We start from the raw sequence: 16,647 nt of genomic DNA, 5'->3' as shown, positions 1-16,647 counted from the left end.
CGTCACCTCACGAGGGCGCCGGCCATGCGGGCAAGGGAGGCCCGGACCCATTTTCCGCCGCCGGGGTCCCGGCCGGATGTCCAGGATTCGGCGAGCGCCGAGATGATCATCAGCCCGCGTCCGTGGTCGTCGTCGCGTCCGGCCGCGCGCGGGACGGGCAGCACCGCGGAGCCGTCGCGCACCTCGATGTGAAGCGCGTCGGTTCGCAGCATCAGCCTGAGGGTGATCGTCGAGCCCCGCCCGCGCTCGCGCCCGACCGGCAGCGGGCGAGCGCCATGACAGACGGCGTTCGTGGCCAGCTCGCAGACGACCAGCACCGCCGCTTCGATGAGCTCCTCGTCCTCGCCCCACAGGCGCAGGGACTCTTCGGTGAAGACGCGCGCCTGCCGGGCTGCCGACAGGACCGCCTGGAGTTCGAGCCGCACGGAGGCGACCTCGGTATCAGCGCGGGTGGGGCGTTCGGCCAGAGCATCCATTTCGTCGGCCCTTCAAGCGATCGGCCCTTGAGGCCGCCGCGGCCTCAAGGAGGGATCCCCCCGGATCTGCTGCAGTGCGGGGATCCGAGAGCCATTTCCTGTCGTGGGCGACTGAAGTTCTGGACGCGTATGCACTGCGCTTTTGCTCAATTGAGCAATTACATCTCATATGTGTAGTTCTGCTTCCATTAAAGATCGCCATCAGCCCATGTCAATAGCCCGAGGGCCTTTCCGGCGAACTTTTTCAAAAAATGAGCGCGTAATGCTCAGATGAGCATTTTGGAGCCGTTTCTGGTGACAGCACGTAGTAAAGGGAGGACAGGACGCATATCAGGGCGAGGGCAGCCGGTCAGGTGGGGCGCCTGGTGAGGGGGGCGGTACTGCAGTAGCCTCGACTACCGTTCGTGCACTGCTCCCCCGCTCCACACACGTACCTCCACATGCCAACCGTCAATTCGTCACGGTGAGACCGTGGGAAACGGGAGTGCCGGTGAAGTACAACAACCTCGGGCGCGCGGGCGTCACCGTGAGCCGACTGGGACTGGGCACCATGAACTTCGGGCCGCTGACCCCTGAGCCCGAAGCCCACCAGATCATGAGCCGGGCCCTGGACGCGGGCGTCAACCTCTTCGACACCGCCAACATCTACGGCTGGAAGCCCGGCGAGGGCATCACCGAGCAGATCATCGGCAGATGGCTCGACCACGATCCCGCCCGTCGCGAGCAGATCGTGCTCGCGACGAAGCTGTACGGGCCGATGGGCAGGAAGGCCAACACCAACAGGCTCTCCGCCCTGCACATCCGGCAGGCCTGCGAGGACTCGCTACGGCGGCTGCGCACCGACCACGTCGACCTGCTCCAACTCCACCACGTCGACCGGACCACCCCGTGGGAGGAGATCTGGCAGGCCCTCGAACTCCTCGTCGCCCAGGGCAAGGTGTTGTACGTGGGCACCTCCAACCACGCCGCCTGGCACATCACCCGCGCGCAGGAACGCGCGCTCCGGCGCGACATCGTGGGCCTGGTCAGCGAACAGTCCGTCTACAACCTGCTGGAACGCACCGTGGAGCTGGAGGTGCTCCCCGCCTGCCGGGAGTACGGAATCGGCTTCCTGCCCTACAGCCCGCTCCAGGGCGGACTGCTCTCCGGCGTCCTGCGGCGGGAGGCGGAGCAGACCGGCCGCAGCACGGAGCCGAAGACCCGCAGGCTGCTGGACCGGCACCGTGATCGCATCGCCGCGTACGAGAAGTGGTGCGCCGACCTGGGCGAGGAACCCGCCCGGGTGGCACTCGCCTGGCTCCTCCACCAGACCGGAGTGACCTCCGTGATCGTCGGACCGCGCACGCCGGCGCAGTTCGAGGAAGCGCTGCGGGCACCGCGACTGAAGCTGGGCGACCAGCAGCTCGCCGAACTCGACGCGCTCTTCCCCGGCCCCGGAGGCGCGGCGCCCGAGGCGTACGCCTGGTGAGCGGCCGCGGTAGGGACGGCGGGGCGCGCGGGTCGGCCCCCGCCGCGCCCGGCCGCTCGGGGCGAGGGCCGTCTCACGGCGGGTCCAGGAGGTCCAGGTGCTCCTTGCGGACCAGGCCGAACCGCAACGCGGTCGCCACCACCGCCTCCCGTTGCCAGTTGACCCGCTCCCCGGTTCCAGGGGCCTGTTTGTCGCGGACCCGTAGCTTGTGGCGGGCCAGGTACTCGATGTGGAAGTTGACCGCGGCCCGGGTGATGCCGCCCCACGAGCCGACGCCGCTCAGCCGCCGGACGATCTCGGGCGTGTTGGGGATCGCCGGTGTCGAGGCGTCGCGCAGCCTCGGCTCGCACAGGGCGACGAGTACCAGGAAGTACTTCGCCGCCTCGTCCAGCGCGAAGGCGTCCATCGCCTGATCCACCGGCAGCGGCGGCGGCGCGGTGTAGATGTCGACGTAGGCGGGCCGGGGCGCGGTGACGGTCAGCGACGGCCTCCCGCTGAGCGAGGGAAGGGTCACTCGGGCGTGGGTGAAGGGGATGGGCATGTTGACCCGGCCGGGCGGCACCCGCACGTACTCCCCGCGGTCGTCGTCGTTGTCCACCACGTAGCTGGAGACCCGGCTGAGGTTGGTGATGAGCCAGTAGTCCGCCGTGGCCCGGATCCGGCCGGCCAACGGCTCGGCCGCCGGGTCTTCGAGAGGGATGTCCACCGGCTCGCCGTCGACTCCCGCTCCATCGGCGGCGCCCCTGCCGAAGGTGACCTCCTGGTCGCACCGCACCTCGAACGGTCCCGGGGAGGGCCCCGGCATGCCGGTCGGTTCGATGAGCAGGCCGCCCACTATGCTCCGGCCTCCGGTATCAGGCGCACTCGCAGGCGTTCCAGGCCGTGGAGGAAGTTCGACGGTCGCCGGCCGGGCTCGCCGACCACCTCCACGCGGCGGACACGGCACAGCAGGAGTTCCAGCAGGCAGCGCACCTCGACACGGGCCAGGGCGGAGCCGATGCAATAGTGCGGCCCGGCTCCGAAGCTCAGGTGCGGGTTGGGATGCCGGTCCACGAGGAAGCTGTCGGCCCGCGGGAAGACCGCCTCGTCGCGGTTGCACGAGGGGAACCACACCACGACCCGGTCGCCCCGGCGGATCCCGGCTCCGCCCAACTCGGTGTCCTGTGTGGCGGTGCGCATCGTGTGGGTGGGCGGAGAGGTCCACCTCAGGATCTCCTCGACGGCCGTGTCCAGCAGGTCGTGGTCCTGCTTCAACCGCCGCCACTCCAGGGGGTGCCGGGCGAAGGCCAGCAGGGCACCGGCGATGGCGTGCGGGGTGGTCTCCAGACCTCCATTCATGAGGCCGTCGCAGTTGAGGATGATCTCGTCGTCCGAGAACGCCCTGCCACCGACACGCGCCTCCGCCAGCGAGGACACTATGTCCTCCCCCGGGCACTCCCGACGCTCGTCGAGCAGGTCGGCGAAGTACCCGAAGATCTCCGTGTGCGCCTCGGTCCGGGCAGCCGCCGCGGCAGGGGTGTCATCGGTGTCGTCGAACGCCCGCGCGGTCATCTCCGCCAGCGCCGCCCCGTCCCGGCCGTCGACGCCCAGCATGTGGAAGAGCACCCAGGTGGGTAGGGGCGCGGCCAGTTCGGCGACCGCGTCGAAGGGTTCACCGCAGGTCAGGAGCGCGTCGAGGCGCTCCTCCAGCCGCTGCCGGAGAAGCGGGCCGAGCGCCGCGACGGCTCTGCCGGTGAACCAGGAGGCGTGCCCCGCGCGCAACGCCCGGTGGTCCTCCCCGTCCGAGACCACCAGCATCCTTCCCGAAGCGGCCCCCACGCCGGCCGGATCACTTCCCAGGCGCATCCCGGACGTCGAGGTGAACACGGCCGGCCGCGTGACGACCTGGCGTCCCTCCTCATAGGTGGTCACCGACCAGAAACCACCCACCCGAGCGGACTCGCTCCAGGCCACGGGATGAACGCGGCGGGCCTCACGCCACATCTCCGGATAGCGGGGGGTGGTGTAGAGGTGAGGATCCGCCAGGTCGATACCGGGTCCCCCCACACGCCATACCGGAGCGCGGCTCTCCGCGGCGGAAGAATCTGACGAGGGCTCAGGCAAGGGCACGGCCGGGGTCACGGGTGCCACGGGTTCCATCACGAGTCTCCCTACGGTCGGGAATGCGATATACAAATGCCCTTAATCCGAACCTGAATTGTTCGAGGATGGCAAACGGAGATTCGATGCGTAGTATGAGTCCGGCGACGGTACATGGCTGGAAGCCAGGACAGGAGTAGCGATGGCTGCGCAGGCGACCGTGTACTCCCCGCTCATCAAGACCGAGCGGGGAAAGATATCCGTGGAGTTCTCCGCGGACCATCCCGGATACCACGACCAGCGCTACCAGGAACACCGGGCGCGGATCGCCCGAGCGGCTCTTGACTACCGGTCCGGGCGGCCCGCCCCGCTCATCGACTACACCGACGAAGAACACGAGATCTGGCGACTCATCAACGCGGAATTCGCCCTGAAACACCAGCAGTACGCCTGCGAGGAGTTCCTCGAGGCGTCCGAACGGCTCGCGCTGCCGACCCATCGGCTGCCGCAGCTCCGCGAGGCGTCCGCCACCATCCAGCGCGAGACGGGGTTCGCCTTCGAACCCGCCCCGGGCCTCGTTGAGCAGCGCGACTTCTACGGGTCCCTCGCGGACCGGCGCTTCCAGGCAACCCAGTACATCCGGCACTCCTCCTTTCCGCGCTTCTCCCCCGAACCCGACATGATCCACGAGATCGTCGGGCACGGCACCCATTTGTGCAGCCCGCGCTGGGCGCGCCTGTACGAACTCATCGGCCACACCATCCGGCGTCTGCGGACTCCGGAACCCGTCAACGCCATATCCCGCGTCTTCTGGTTCACCGTGGAATACGGACTCGTCCGGGAAAACGGCCGGTTGAAGGCATGCGGAGCCAGTCTCCTGTCTTCCCCCGGAGAGCTCGAACAGTTCCACAAGGCCGAGATCCGCCCGCTCGACACCACCTCCATGGCCCAGCAGAAATACCAGGTCCAGAACTACCAGCCCGTTCTCTACTACGCGGAATCCCTCAGCCATCTCGAGGACACCCTCAGCGCCTTCCTCACCGGCGCCCATGACCGGGCGCAGGCATCCACCGCGTGACGGCACGGACGTCACAGGCGATCTGAACCGGAGCCGCCGCGGGCACCGAGCACGGTCAGCAGATTGCCGCCCAGCAGGAGTTCGCGCTCCCGCCGCGGCACGCCGGCGAAGACCGTCGGACCGTGCACGATCTCGTCCACCAAACGGCTCAGCCCACCCGCCAGTCGGCTGAGCGGCCAGTCGGTACCGAACACGACCTTGTGGTTGAGCCCCAGCCGGAAGAGCCGGTTCAGGTGCGCGCGCCAGTCCGGGATCGTCGGAGTGCTGGCGAAGCCGCCGATGTCGAGGTAGACGTTGGGCCGGTGGGCGGCGAGATAGCCAGCGATGTCGACGTGCGTGAGACCCGCGTGTCCCAGGACGAAGTTCACCGAGGGGAAGTCACGGGCGGCCCGGTCGATCAGCAGCGGATGCGCCGGAGCGTAGTCCAGGCTCCCCGCCGTCGGGCCGGTGTGGACGAACACCGGCAGCGAACGCGCGGCACACACCTCGTAGTACGGGTAGAGCCCGTCGTCGGACGGCGAGTAGCCGCAGGGCGGGTACAGCTTCAGGCCGTCGAGGCGGTAGGCCTCGACCATCCGCTCGAAGGCGCGCACGCCCTCGGGCCCACGCCGCGGATCCGCGCCGATGAAGACCCAGAACCGGCCCGGGTGGCGCGACCGGATCTCGTGGTGCCGCCTGGCCATCTCCTCGAGCGTGAGCGGGCACTCCATGCGCAGCCCGAAGTCCGGCACCATGAGCACGGCGCGGTCCACGCCTGCCAGGTCCATCTCCCGCACCAGCCGGTCCGCCTGGTGGTCCTGGTGCTGCGCCGCATACCCGGCGAGGACGCGGTCCGGCGAGGACGCGGTACCCCGGGCCTGGAGCCTGCGCTGGACGTTCCGGGCGACATCCGCCATGAACCGGCGCGGGATGAAGTCGGTCGACGCCACGTGGCAGTGGGCGTCGTACAGCGTCGGCACCGCTCAGCCCACGCAGTGCCGGACGAGCCGGCGGATCGTCGTGCCCTCGCTCGGGTCGAAGCTCGCGAAGTCGAAGGAGCTGTCGGTCCGGTCCTCCAGGTAGGTGACCAGTCCCACCAGTGCCATCGAGTCCAGCAGGCCGGACGCGCTCAGGTCCGTCTCCACGTCGACATCGCCCTCCCCCTCCCCTTCGTTCCAGTTGAGGACCCACTCGACCAGGTCCTTCTCCAGCGCCTCGACGTCAACGCTCATCCCCAGCTCCTGTCTGTCCGGTCGTTCCCGCGCCCAGCAGGCGAAGGCTGTTGCCGCTCATGATCAGCGCCCTGGCCGACTCCCTGATCCCGGTGAAGACTTCCGACTCCGGTCCGAATGCCCCGACCAGGCCGGCAAGGGAGGCCGAGAGCCGGAAGGAGGGCCAGCACGTGCCGAAGAGGATCTTGTGCTCGATGCCCATCCGGAAGAGCCGGTTCAGGTGCGCCTGCCAGCCGTCCGAGCTGAGCACGGCATGGAACTGGCTGATGTCCAGATGGACGTTGGGCCGGTGCGCGCACAGGTAGGACGCCTCGTCCACATGCGTGACACCGCCGTGTCCGAGGATGAAGTCCACCCCGGGGAAGTCCCGCGCCGCCCGGTCGACCAGCAGCGGCGGCCCGTAGGTGAAGTCCAGCGGTCCCCAGCCCGGGCCGGTGTGGCTGAGCACCGGCATCCGGCGCTGGGCGCAGATCTCGAAGTACGGGTAGAGCCGCGGGTCGCTGGGCGAGTAGCCGCACAGCGGATACAGCTTCAGCCCCGCGAAGCCGTACTCGGTGACGCACCGTTCGAACAGGTCGAGGCCGTCCTGGCCGGCACGCGGGTCGACGCCCCAGAAGACCTTGAACCGGCCCGGGTGGCGCCGGTTCACCCGGTCGTGCAGCGCGGCGAGTTCCGGCGGGGACAGCGCGCAGCGCGTCGCGTGGGAGAAGTCCGCCGCCACCAGGAACGCCTGGTCGACGCCCGCGGCGTCCATCTCGGCGACGAGCCGGTCGCCGTCGTCGTCCTGGTAGAGGGAGAACACCCGGTCGCTGACCCGCGCATAGGGTGTCTTGTGCCCGTGGGAGACCAGCCGGTGGTGGGCGTTGGCCGCCTGGTGCCGGATGAAGTCGCTCGGGATCGCCAGCTCGCTGGCGAGGTTCACCTGCGCGTCCACCACCAGCGGCCGCGGGCCGGGCACCGCGTCCACGGCCCTCACGCCTGCCGGCCGCGGGGCGTGGCGACCGGCCCGTGGTCGGGTGCCGTGCCGGGTGCGGCCACGGCGTCGGCGAAGAAGTCCGCGGCGCGCCCGCGGCTGAGCTTCAGGTTGGCGGTCATGAACCGGGGATCCGCGCGGAGCGGCTGCGCGGAGAAGACCACCGAAGCGATCCGCTGGTGGGCGTCGAGCGACCGGTTGACCTGCTCGATCCCCTGCCGTATGCGTTCCCGCGCCTCGGGCGCGTCCGGGCCCGACGGGGTGACGATCGCGCCGAGCCGCTGGGACTGCGGGGTGGGGACGACGATCAGCTCCGCGATGCCGTCGACCCCGGCGAAGAAGCCCTCGATCTCGGCCGGGTGGACCTTCCGGCCGCTGCCCAGTGCGATGACGTCCTTCTTGCGGCCCACCAGGGTCAGGAAGCCGTCCGCGTCGAGCCGCCCGTAGTCGCCCGTGACGATCGAGCCGTCGGCGCGGTAGGTGCCGTCCGCCGCGTCGCCGCCGGTGTCGAAGTATCCGGTGCTCAGCGGGGCGGGCCGGCGGATGATCAGTTCCCCGTCCGGGAGGAAGGTGACGGCCTGCGGGTCGATGAGCTTGCCGACGCTGCCGATCCGGTGGTCCTGCTCGGTGTTCCAGGCGATCATCCCGGACTCGGTCATCCCGTACGCCTCCAGCAGCCGGACCCCGGCGGCGGCGAACGCCCCCAGGGTCTCGCGCCGGATCGGGGCCATGCCCGTGATCGAGAAGCGTATGCGGCCGCCCAGGAAGTCACCGAGGGACGCCCCGCCACCTGTCTTCCGGTGGAGCTGGAGCGCCGTGTCGTAGAACACCGGCGGTCCGATCAGGAACGTCGGCCGCTCCTCGGCGATGGCGGGGAAGACCCGCTGGAACGGCGCCAGGACGAGGTCGGCCCCGGTCCACAGGCAGCAGTAGAGCGACAGCCGCTGCTGGTAGTTCGACAGCGGCAGGAAGATCAGGTGCCGGTCCTCGGCGGTGACCGCGAAGGACTCGACGAACCGGTTGATGACGTACTCCGTGCCCTTGGCGCTGACCCGCAGCCCCTTGAGCCGTCCCGACGTCCCGGAGGAGTAGACGAGGCTGTGCAGGTCGCCGGGGTCCTCCTGGCTCGCGGTCGCCGGCACGACCTTCTCGCCCGGTACGTCGGCCGGGCCGATGACGTACGGGAGCGCGCCGGCCGGGGCGTGGTCGGTGATCAGCAGCGCCAGGGCGTGCCGTGCCACGAACTCTTCCGCGTCCTCGATGGGCGTGTCGTCCGGGAACGCCTTCAGCACGGCGCCGGTCATGACGGCGGCGAGGTCCCAGGAGATCCAGTCCAGGCCGCCCGCGGCCCGGATGCCGATCAGGTGCCCCGCGGCCACGCCGGCGGCGTGTAGCTGGTCCGCGCGGGAGCGGGCCAGGGCGTACAACTCACTGTGTGTCAGACGGCGGCGGCCGCCCCGGGCGTCGATCTCCACGACGGCCGCGGAGGTGTTGCGGCGGTACCGGTCGGTGAGTTCCGCGATCCTCATGTCCACTGTTCCTCCAGGCGCGTGACGAGTTCGGTCAGCCGCTGGGCCGCGAGGAAGCCGATCCTCCCGGCGAGCATCTCCTCGTACGCGCCGCTGCCGGTGTCCCAGTCGACGCGCACCTCCACTACCGACGTCTCCTCGTCCGCCAGCGGCCGCACCACGACCGAGCGTTCGAGCCGGTCCCACAGCCAGTCCGGCTCGGCGCGCAGCACCACGCCCTCGTCATGGATCTCGGTCCGGTCGGTCCAGACGACGGTGTCGCCGCCCAGCGTGCCCGCGAACTCCGGGTCGACGGGCGCCGTCGCCCGCGCGCCGGGGCGCGCGGCGAACGGGTCGAGGAGGTGCGGGGTGTTCCGCAGCAGGTCGAGCACCACCTTGGGCCGGCGGCCCAGCCGAAGGGTGCGCACCAGGGGGCGCGGCACGGCGCCGTCCTCCCGCCGGGTGGCCTCCCGGTCGGCGCTCACCTCGGTCAGGATCGCCGCCAGGACGTCCAGTCCGTGGTCCAGCTCCTCGGTCGGGATCACCATCGGCGGTTGCACGCGGAGCACCGCGGTGTTGTAGAGCGAGTACGTCGAGGTGATCCCCTCGGCGAGCAGGCGTCCCAGGACGAGCCCGGCGAGGGCCTCGTCCCGGAACTCCAGGCCGTGCATCATGCCCACGCCCCGGTGTTCCGCGATCAGGTCGGGGAAGTCGGCCGCGGCCGCGGCGAGCCGGTCGCCGATCACCCGGGCCCGCTCGTCGACGCCGGCGAGGAAGGACGCGTCCGAGGCGATGGCGATGGACTCCAGGCCCACCCGGCACGACAGGGGGTTGCCGCCCAGGCTGGAGCCGAAGGAGGAGGGCAGGGTCCGCAGGGCTCCCCACACGGCCTCGGTGCCCAGCACCGCGGAGATCGGCACCACGCCGCCGCCGAACGCCTTGCCGATGCACAGCAGGTCGGGGGTGACGCCGAACCGCTCGTAGGCGAAGAACGTGCCGCACCTGCCGAACGCGGTCTGCATCTCGTCGAGGATCAGCAGGGCGCCGGCGCGCGTGCACACCTCGCGCACCCGCGCCAGGTAGTCCGGGGGCGGCACGATCACCCCGGCCTCCGCCTGGACGGGTTCCAGGAGGACGGCGGCCGTGTCGGAGTCGACGGCCTGGGCCAGTTCCCCGATGTCGCCGAACCGCACCTGCCGGAAGCGGTCCATGAACGGCCCGAAGGCGGCGCGGTGCTCGGGTCGGCCGGACGCGCTGAGCGTGGCGAAGGTCTTGCCGTGGAAGCAGCCGGCCGCGGTGACGAACGCGGACCGCCCGGTGGCCGCCCGGGCCAGTTTCAGGGCGTTGTCGATGGTCTCGCCGCCGCCGTTGGCCAGATAGGCGTAGGGCAGCCTGTTCCCGGTGAGCTCGGCCAGCCGTTCGGTGAGGCGGATCTGCTCCTCCTCGAACATGATCTTGGTGCTGTTCAGCACCTCGCTGTCCAGCTGTTCGCGGATCGCGGAGACGACCCGCGGGTGGGAGTAGCCGAACGACTGGTTGCCGTACTGGTCGAACAGGGCAAGGAAGGACCTGCCCCGCTCGTCGGTGACGCGGCCGGCCCGGCCCGGTCCCTGCACCCCGCAGCCCATCACGAAGGCCATCTTCGAGTAGGCCGGGTGGTTGTGGGCGGCCTTGGACTCCGCCAGTGTCTGACGCCGTGTCCGCATGCGCTCACCTCCCCCGCGCGGCTTCCCGAAGGCCGTCCGCGTACGTGTCGAAGTCCCCGAAGAAGAACCGCAGCAGCTCGATGCGTCCGCCCTCGACGGTCCTGGACCGGCTCACGGCGTCCGCGATGTCGAGCACCCCGACCACGCTGAGCGGCGCTTCCTGGAACCGGGCGTCCGGGTAGGGCTCGCCGACCGGCTCGAAGCCGATCGCCGTGTAGAAGTCCCGCAGCCGGCCGGTGTCGTCAACGAAGAAGTCGCCGAGAATGTGCGTCGCCCGGTGCTCCCGTACGCTGCGTACCAGCCCCTCGCGCATCAGCGCCACGCCGATGCGCCGCTGCCGCACGCCGGGGAGGGTCATCAGATGGCCGAACTCCACCAGCCGGTTGCCCGGGCGGAGTTCGGTCAGGTCGACGACGTCGTCGCAGGGCAGGCCCGCGGCCGAGTCCGGCACGACCTTGACCGTGCCGACCGGCTCCCCGTCCGCGTACGCGACGATGTACTCGGCGGACGCGTCGAATCTGTCGAACGTCGCCGCGGTGTCCGCGGCGTCGGCCAGTCGGCCCTGGTCCTGTACGTAGACCGCTTCGCGCAGCCGCAGCACCGCGTCCTTGTCGGCCGCTGACCGCGCGAGTCGAAACTCCACAGACCCCACCGTCGGCTCCCCTCCGGTCACTTGCGGACCAGCTTGTAGAAGTAGTGGGTGTAGCTGGGGTGGAAGTGCCGCAGCCGGTCGCGGACGACGGCGTGCGCGTCCGGCAGGCGCTCGATCGGCAGGTTGGGCACCAGATGGTGTTCGACGTGGAAGTTGTTGCCGTTGGTGAACCAGGTCATGAACCGGTTCGACCGGATGGTCCTGGTGTTGGCGAACGGGTCCTCGTCGAGCGTGTCGCAGCCGTGGTGCTCGGGGAGTTCGATCGCGGCGTGCACCGGTGCGGCGACGAGGACCAGCGGCAGCACCCAGACCACCACGACGACGGGTTCCCGCAGCGCCGCGGACAGCGCGGTCAGGCCCGCGAACACGGCCAGGGCGATGCGGTGGTCGCGCCGGATGCGCCGTGAGGTGGTGGCGGTCTCCCCCTCGAAGTCCCGGCCGAGCAGTGAGCGGGCCAGGTTCCGCAGGAACAGCCCGTAGTGGTGGATCATCGAGAACCGGACCGCCCAGGACAGCAGGGCGTCCCGTCGCGACCGGGGCCGATCGGCACCGTACTGGTTTCCGTAGTCGAAGAACTCCCTGTTCAACGGCGTGCCCAGATAACGGTGGTGGCGCAGGTGGGTGACGCGGTAGGCGGCGAACGAGATCAGCATCGGTATGCCCAGCACGATGCCCGCGGCCGCGTTGGCGCGCCGGTTGCGGAAGCCCAGGCCGTGCAGGGTCTGGTGCTGGAGTTCGGCGGCGTGTGCGTACATGCAGCCGAGCAGCAGAACGCCGGTGATCCGGCACCACGTCTCCGGGCGCAGCACGGTCACGATGCCGACGGCGGTCAGCAGGCCGCACAGCAGCAGCTTCCAGGCGAACGCCCGGCCGCGCACCTCGGTGCGCAGGTGCTTCAGCGCGGTGCGCAGCTCCGCCCCGCCCCCGCCGGGCGGCCCGGCCGTCTCCTGCTCGGCCGTCGCCGGCGCCATGGTCTCCGCCGGACCGGCGGCGCCGGGGTCGGGCGTGCCGGACCCCCTGAACCTCATCGCTCCTCCAAGTCTCGCCTGTCCCCATGCCGGGACGGGGGTTGCGGGGTGTGGAGCGCGGCGGCGACGGCCGCGCTGATCTCGGTGAGCGGCGCCGGACGCAGCATGTCGTCGTGGCGGCTGTCGACCTGCCGGTCCACGACCGTGCCGGCCACGTGCTTCCGCCAGGCGTCCGCGGTCGGGGCCCCCTCCTCCCGGTCGAGTGCCGCGGTGAAGAACAGCACGTCGCCGCGGAAGCGTCCGGGTGCGAAGGCGCAGGCGAGCGCGCTGGAGTGCTGGAAGGTGCGCATCATCGACACGGTGTCGTCCTCGTCGAAGTGCTCCAGGTGGCCGCCCTGTGCGCGCAGGGCGGCGGTGACCCGGGCGGGGGTCACGGGGTCGCCGGGCCGGCCGGGCGGCTCCACGTCGAAGTAGCGCAGCATCGCGTGCAGCGCCCCCTCCTCGGTCAGCGAGCTGACCATGTGGGTGTCGGTGCGCGGATAGCAGTCGAGCAGGGCGAGGAGCTCCACCTGCTCGCCCTGCGCCTGCAACCGGGTGGCCATGGCGTGGGCGACGAGCCCGCCGAAGGACCAGCCCAGCAGCCGGTAGGGGCCGGTCGGCTGGACGGTGCGGAGGGCGTCGACGTACTCGGCGGCCATGTCCTCGACCCGGGTGGGGAGCGGTGCGCCGTCCCGGGGTGTGCGGGCCTGGAGGCCGTAGAGGGGCAGCCGGGCGGGGAGGTGGCCGGCGAGCCGGAGGAAGACCCAGCTCTGCCCGCTGGCCGGGTGGACGCAGAACAGCGGGGGCTCGTTCCCGGTGGGGCGCAGCGGCACCAGTACCTCCCCGCCGTCCCGGGCGGACCGCGTGGTGGTGCGGCGCGCGAGCGCGGCGACCGACCGGGCCTCGAACAGGTCGCCCACGGACAGCTCCACGCCCAGGGTCCTGCGCACCCGGCCGAGCAGCCGGGTGGCGGACAGGGAGTGCCCGCCGAGCTCGAAGAAGCTGTCGTCGATCCCGACCTGGGGCAGCCCGAGCGTCTGGGCGAACAGGCCGGCCAGGATCTCCTCCGTCGCGGTGCGCGGCATGCGGCTGTGGGTCTCGGGGGCCGTGGCGGGGGCCGGCAGGGCTTTGCGGTCCAGCTTCCCGTTCAGTGTCCGGGGCAGGGCGTCGACGATCACCACCAGGCCCGGGGTGAGATGGGCCGGCAGGTCGGCGGAGAGACGTTTCCTCAGTTGGGCGGGGTCCAGCCGGGTGCCGGGTTCGGCCACCGCGTACCCCACCAGCCGCCGGTCCCCCGGGGTGTCCTCCCGCACCGCGGCGGCGGCCTGCGCCACTCCGGGGCAGCGGGCGAGGGCGGCCTCGACCTCTCCCAGCTCGATCCGGAAGCCGCGCAGCTTGACCTGGTCGTCGTCGCGGCCGACGAAGACCAGTTGCCCGTCGGCGTTCCAGCGCACCAGGTCCCCGGTGCGGTACATCCGGGTTCCGGGCGGGCCGTACGGGTCGTCACGGAAGCGCTCCGCGGTCAGGGCGTCCCGTCCCAGGTAGCCGCGGGTCACCCCGGCGCCCGCGACGTGGAGCTGTCCCACCGCACCCACCGGCACCGGCTCCTGGCGGGAATCCAACACATAGGCCCGGACGTTGCGCAACGGGGTGCCGATCGGCGGGGCCTCGTCGGGGCGGCCGACGGGCAGCGGGGGGCTCATCGCGGTGGACACGGTCGCCTCGGTGGGCCCGTAGCCGTTGATGAGCCGGCACACCGGGGCCCAGCGTTCCACGACGGTGGGCTTGCACGCCTCTCCGACGACGGACACGGTGACGCCGGCCGGCATCAGCTCCGGCGCCATCACCTCCAGCGCGGAGGGCGGCAGTACGAGGTCGTTGACGCCCTTCTCGGCGATCAGCGCGGTGAGCGCGGGGCCGGGGGCCAGTCGCTCGGTGGGGGCGCCCACCAGCGTGCCGCCGTTGAGCAGGGACTGGGTCATCTCGCCGACGAACGCGTCGAAGCTGGCGGAGGCGAACTGCAGCGTGCGCGTGCCCGGCCCCGAGCCGAGCCTGTCGACCATCGCGGCGGTGAGGTTCACCACGCCCCGGTGGGGGACGACGACGCCCTTGGGCACGCCGGTGGAGCCGGACGTGTAGATGACGTAGGCCGGTTGGTCGGGCCGGACCGGGCCGCCGCGTTCCCGGTCGGTGAGGCGGTCGCCGGACAGCCCGTCCAGGACATGCTCGGCCTCGGCGTCGTCCAGGCACACGCACGGCGCGTCCAGGCCGGTGGCGAGCCCGGCGGTCGTGGAATGCAGCAGGACCAGGGTCGGCTTGGCGTCCTCGACCATGAAGGCGATCCGGCGGAGCGGGTAGGTGGGGTCCAACGGGACGAACGCCGCGCCCGCTTTGAGGACGCCGAGCGCCGCCACGTGCAGGTCGGCCGACCGGGGCAGGGCGAACGCCACCACCTTCCCCGGCCCGGCGCCGGCGGCGAGCAGGTACCGGGCCAACCGGTTGGCCCTCTCGTCGAGTTCGGCGAAGCTCAGCACCGTGTCCCCGAACTCCAGCGCCGGTGCCCGCGGGGTGCGTTCCGCCCACGCCTCGAACAGGGCGTGCAGGGGGATGTCCGGGATGTCGCGGACCGGCCCGGCGGACCACGCCATCACCCGGTCCCGTTCCGCGGGACTCACCAGCGGCAGCTCGCCGACGCGCGCGGTGTCCGCGTCCGCGGCCGCGACCGCGTCGAGGAAGAACGACAGGCGCTCCAGATGGCCCTCGGCCTCCTGGAGCCGGTAGAGGTCCGGGTGCGCGTCGAGGATCAGTTCCATCCGGTCCTCGGCGGAGGTGCGGTAGAAGGTCACCGCCAGGTCGTCCGTGACGGCCCGGGAGACGTTGCGCACCGTGGCGGGGGATCCGGCGAAGTCCAGCTCGTAGGCGAGGTCCATCACGTTGACCACCGGGCCCCACAGGGAGTGTCCGGTGCCCACCAGACCCAGGTCGCGGGAGAGGTCCTCGCTGCGGTAGCCGCAGTGCAGGCTCGTCTCCCGTACGGCCAGTTGCGTCCGGCCGGCGAGTTCGGCGAGGGTCATCGCGGTATCCACCGGAACGCGGATCGGCAGGCCGTTGGTGGTCATGCCGGGGACGTCGCGTTCCCGTCGGCCGGTGCGCGCGCTCAGCGGCGCGCCCAGGACGATGTCCTGGGCGTTCGTCATCCGGGCCACGTAGGCCGCGGTGACGCCGATCAGGAGGTCCGTCCGGCTCACCCCGAGCCGCTCCGCGGTGTCCCGCAGCCGGGTGAGCGTCTCCGGCGCGATCGGGGCCCGGCACCGGTGCGCCGGCCGGGACGCGGTGGCCCGCCCGCCCGCCAGCCGGACGGGTTCGGGGTGCTCCGGCAGCCGGCGTGTCCAGTAGGCGCGGTCCCGCGCGCGGCGCCGCGAGGCCCGGTACTCCGACTCGCCGTCCAACAGCAGCCGGAACGGCGGGAAGGCGCCTTCGTCCGGTGACCGGCCCTCGGCCAGCGCGGTGTAGACGGCCGCGGTCCGGTTGTGGATCAGCGCGAGGCTCCAGCCGTCCAGGACGGCGTGGTGGACCCGGCGGTACAGCGTGAAGCGGTCGGCGGCGATCCTGAACAGAGCGGTGGTGCACAGGGGGTCGCGCAGCAGGTCGACCGGGCCGGACATGTCGGCCGCCATCCACGCCTCGGTGGCGGCGACCGGGTCGGGCTCGGCGCTGACGTCGAGGTGGTGCAGGGGCGACCCGGCCGACGGGTCGAGGTGCTGGGCCGGCCCCTCCTCCCCCGCCGCGAAGCGCAGGCGCATGGCCTCGGCCTCGCGCTCGACCTGCGCGTGCGCGGCTGTCATGAGGGCCGGGTCCACCGCTCCGTGGATGTCGAGGCAGTCGCTGATGCTGTAGGCGGTGGAGGCCGGGTCCAGTGACTGGGCGAACCAGATTCCCTGCTGTGCTGCGAGCAGCGGCCAGCTTTCCCTGCGGTGCACGGACAACACGCGTCCTTCCGACTCGTCTTTGCGAAACGGAGATGTGCTCGCCGGAATGTCCCTCACACTGGGGTGGTCTCTGTCAGGGGCCGGTGGCCGCCGTCAGACTTCCGGTCGTTCGCGCTCGGTCAATCAACGTCGAGAATGGGGGGATTCGTTGAGACCGTGTCCAGGGAACGCATGCACGGCGTGGAATCATCCTGGACCGGGATTCGCATCATAGCCAGCACGCCGTCGCGAGAGTCAAGACCTTGAACGTGGCCTCTGACAGCGGCATGTGCGGGCCCTGGGCGGTGCGATATGACCGGGATGCCATGATTGCCGGGCCCACCCAAGCCGAACACCCTTACGGATCAAGCCAACTTGAGCGGGCGGGTTCCTTCGCTGCCGGTGATCGCCTACATTGCTGATTTCGTCATCGGCATTCATTCTTCGGGGCGCCCTTCGCGAGGCGACCGTTACCGAAAACGCCCAATTCAACCGGATCAGGTTCTCTGTGTAGACAGTGG

The 16,647-nt window shown here is 71.0% G+C and carries 13 protein-coding genes; 2 read left to right on the top strand and 11 right to left on the bottom strand.

Annotated elements, in window-relative coordinates; all coding sequences use genetic code 11:
* Nucleotides 1-2 precede the first annotated feature (2 nt).
* A complete protein-coding gene (locus ACQUSR_RS29695) occupies nucleotides 3-476 on the bottom strand; it encodes an ATP-binding protein (protein ID WP_431045786.1) in 474 nt (157 codons plus the stop codon).
* Nucleotides 477-966: 490 nt separating this feature from the next.
* Here ACQUSR_RS29695 and ACQUSR_RS29690 point away from each other — a divergent pair, with 490 nt between their 5' ends.
* Entirely contained in the window at nucleotides 967-1,944 is a 978-nt protein-coding gene (locus ACQUSR_RS29690; protein ID WP_431045784.1) for an aldo/keto reductase, read from the top strand.
* Nucleotides 1,945-2,017: 73 nt separating this feature from the next.
* On the opposite strand, the gene ACQUSR_RS29685 is transcribed toward ACQUSR_RS29690, so the two are convergent.
* Both ACQUSR_RS29685 and ACQUSR_RS29680 read right to left on the bottom strand, forming a co-directional pair.
* Complete coding sequence (locus ACQUSR_RS29685) at nucleotides 2,018-2,779, bottom strand: serine/threonine protein kinase (protein WP_431045782.1); 762 nt, start codon at nucleotides 2,777-2,779, stop codon at nucleotides 2,018-2,020.
* Complete coding sequence (locus ACQUSR_RS29680; protein ID WP_431045780.1) at nucleotides 2,779-3,855, bottom strand: cytochrome P450; 1,077 nt, start codon at nucleotides 3,853-3,855, stop codon at nucleotides 2,779-2,781. Before ACQUSR_RS29680 ends, ACQUSR_RS29685 begins: the two co-directional genes overlap by 1 nt.
* A gap of 370 nt (nucleotides 3,856-4,225) precedes the next feature.
* Between ACQUSR_RS29680 and ACQUSR_RS29675 the strand changes: the two genes are divergently transcribed.
* A complete protein-coding gene (locus ACQUSR_RS29675; protein ID WP_431045778.1) occupies nucleotides 4,226-5,101 on the top strand; it encodes a phenylalanine 4-monooxygenase in 876 nt (291 codons plus the stop codon).
* An 11-nt stretch (nucleotides 5,102-5,112) separates the two neighbouring features.
* Here the strand turns inward: ACQUSR_RS29675 and ACQUSR_RS29670 are convergent, their stop codons facing one another.
* From ACQUSR_RS29670 to ACQUSR_RS29635, 8 genes are read right to left on the bottom strand one after another with little or no spacing between them, the layout of a single operon-like run.
* Complete coding sequence (locus ACQUSR_RS29670; protein WP_431045776.1) at nucleotides 5,113-6,060, bottom strand: amidohydrolase family protein; 948 nt, start codon at nucleotides 6,058-6,060, stop codon at nucleotides 5,113-5,115.
* 3 nt (nucleotides 6,061-6,063) lie between these two features.
* On the bottom strand, nucleotides 6,064-6,312 hold the full coding sequence (locus ACQUSR_RS29665) for a phosphopantetheine-binding protein (RefSeq protein WP_431045775.1): 249 nt from the start codon (nucleotides 6,310-6,312) through the stop codon (nucleotides 6,064-6,066).
* Entirely contained in the window at nucleotides 6,302-7,279 is a 978-nt protein-coding gene (locus ACQUSR_RS29660) for an amidohydrolase family protein (protein ID WP_431045773.1), read from the bottom strand. The genes ACQUSR_RS29665 and ACQUSR_RS29660 overlap by 11 nt, the downstream gene beginning before the upstream one ends.
* Before the next feature lie 5 nt (nucleotides 7,280-7,284).
* Nucleotides 7,285-8,814, bottom strand: coding sequence for an AMP-binding protein (locus tag ACQUSR_RS29655; RefSeq protein ID WP_431045771.1), 1,530 nt, complete (start codon nucleotides 8,812-8,814; stop codon nucleotides 7,285-7,287).
* Nucleotides 8,811-10,499 carry an aspartate aminotransferase family protein gene (locus ACQUSR_RS29650; RefSeq protein WP_431045769.1) on the bottom strand — a complete coding sequence of 563 codons (1,689 nt, stop codon included), beginning with the start codon at nucleotides 10,497-10,499 and terminating at the stop codon, nucleotides 8,811-8,813. The genes ACQUSR_RS29655 and ACQUSR_RS29650 overlap by 4 nt, the downstream gene beginning before the upstream one ends.
* 4 nt (nucleotides 10,500-10,503) lie before the next feature.
* Nucleotides 10,504-11,142: a GNAT family N-acetyltransferase gene (locus ACQUSR_RS29645; protein ID WP_431045767.1), complete on the bottom strand. Its 639-nt coding sequence runs from the start codon at nucleotides 11,140-11,142 to the stop codon at nucleotides 10,504-10,506.
* A 26-nt stretch (nucleotides 11,143-11,168) separates the two neighbouring features.
* Nucleotides 11,169-12,179, bottom strand: coding sequence for a fatty acid desaturase family protein (locus ACQUSR_RS29640; RefSeq protein ID WP_431045765.1), 1,011 nt, complete (start codon nucleotides 12,177-12,179; stop codon nucleotides 11,169-11,171).
* Entirely contained in the window at nucleotides 12,176-16,138 is a 3,963-nt protein-coding gene (locus tag ACQUSR_RS29635; protein ID WP_431045763.1) for an amino acid adenylation domain-containing protein, read from the bottom strand. The genes ACQUSR_RS29640 and ACQUSR_RS29635 overlap by 4 nt, the downstream gene beginning before the upstream one ends.
* Nucleotides 16,139-16,647: the final 509 nt, after the last annotated feature.

The organism is Streptomyces sp. P1-3 (genome assembly GCF_050613155.1).
Lineage (GTDB): Bacteria > Actinomycetota > Actinomycetes > Streptomycetales > Streptomycetaceae > Streptomyces.
The sequence above is the reverse complement of the archived record's forward strand: the minus strand, read 5'-3'. Positions and strand labels throughout refer to the sequence as shown.

Bases quoted from the DNA above. Each gene is read 5' to 3' on its own strand.
- ACQUSR_RS29650 (WP_431045769.1), bottom strand. From the start codon at position 10,499: ATGCGGACACGGCGTCAGACACTGGCGGAGTCCAAGGCCGCCCACAAC.
- ACQUSR_RS29655 (WP_431045771.1), bottom strand. From the start codon at position 8,814: ATGAGGATCGCGGAACTCACCGACCGGTACCGCCGCAACACCTCCGCG.
- ACQUSR_RS29640 (WP_431045765.1), bottom strand. From the start codon at position 12,179: ATGAGGTTCAGGGGGTCCGGCACGCCCGACCCCGGCGCCGCCGGTCCG.
- ACQUSR_RS29665 (WP_431045775.1), bottom strand. From the start codon at position 6,312: ATGAGCGTTGACGTCGAGGCGCTGGAGAAGGACCTGGTCGAGTGGGTC.
- ACQUSR_RS29695 (WP_431045786.1), bottom strand. From the start codon at position 476: ATGGATGCTCTGGCCGAACGCCCCACCCGCGCTGATACCGAGGTCGCC.
- ACQUSR_RS29675 (WP_431045778.1), top strand. From the start codon at position 4,226: ATGGCTGCGCAGGCGACCGTGTACTCCCCGCTCATCAAGACCGAGCGG.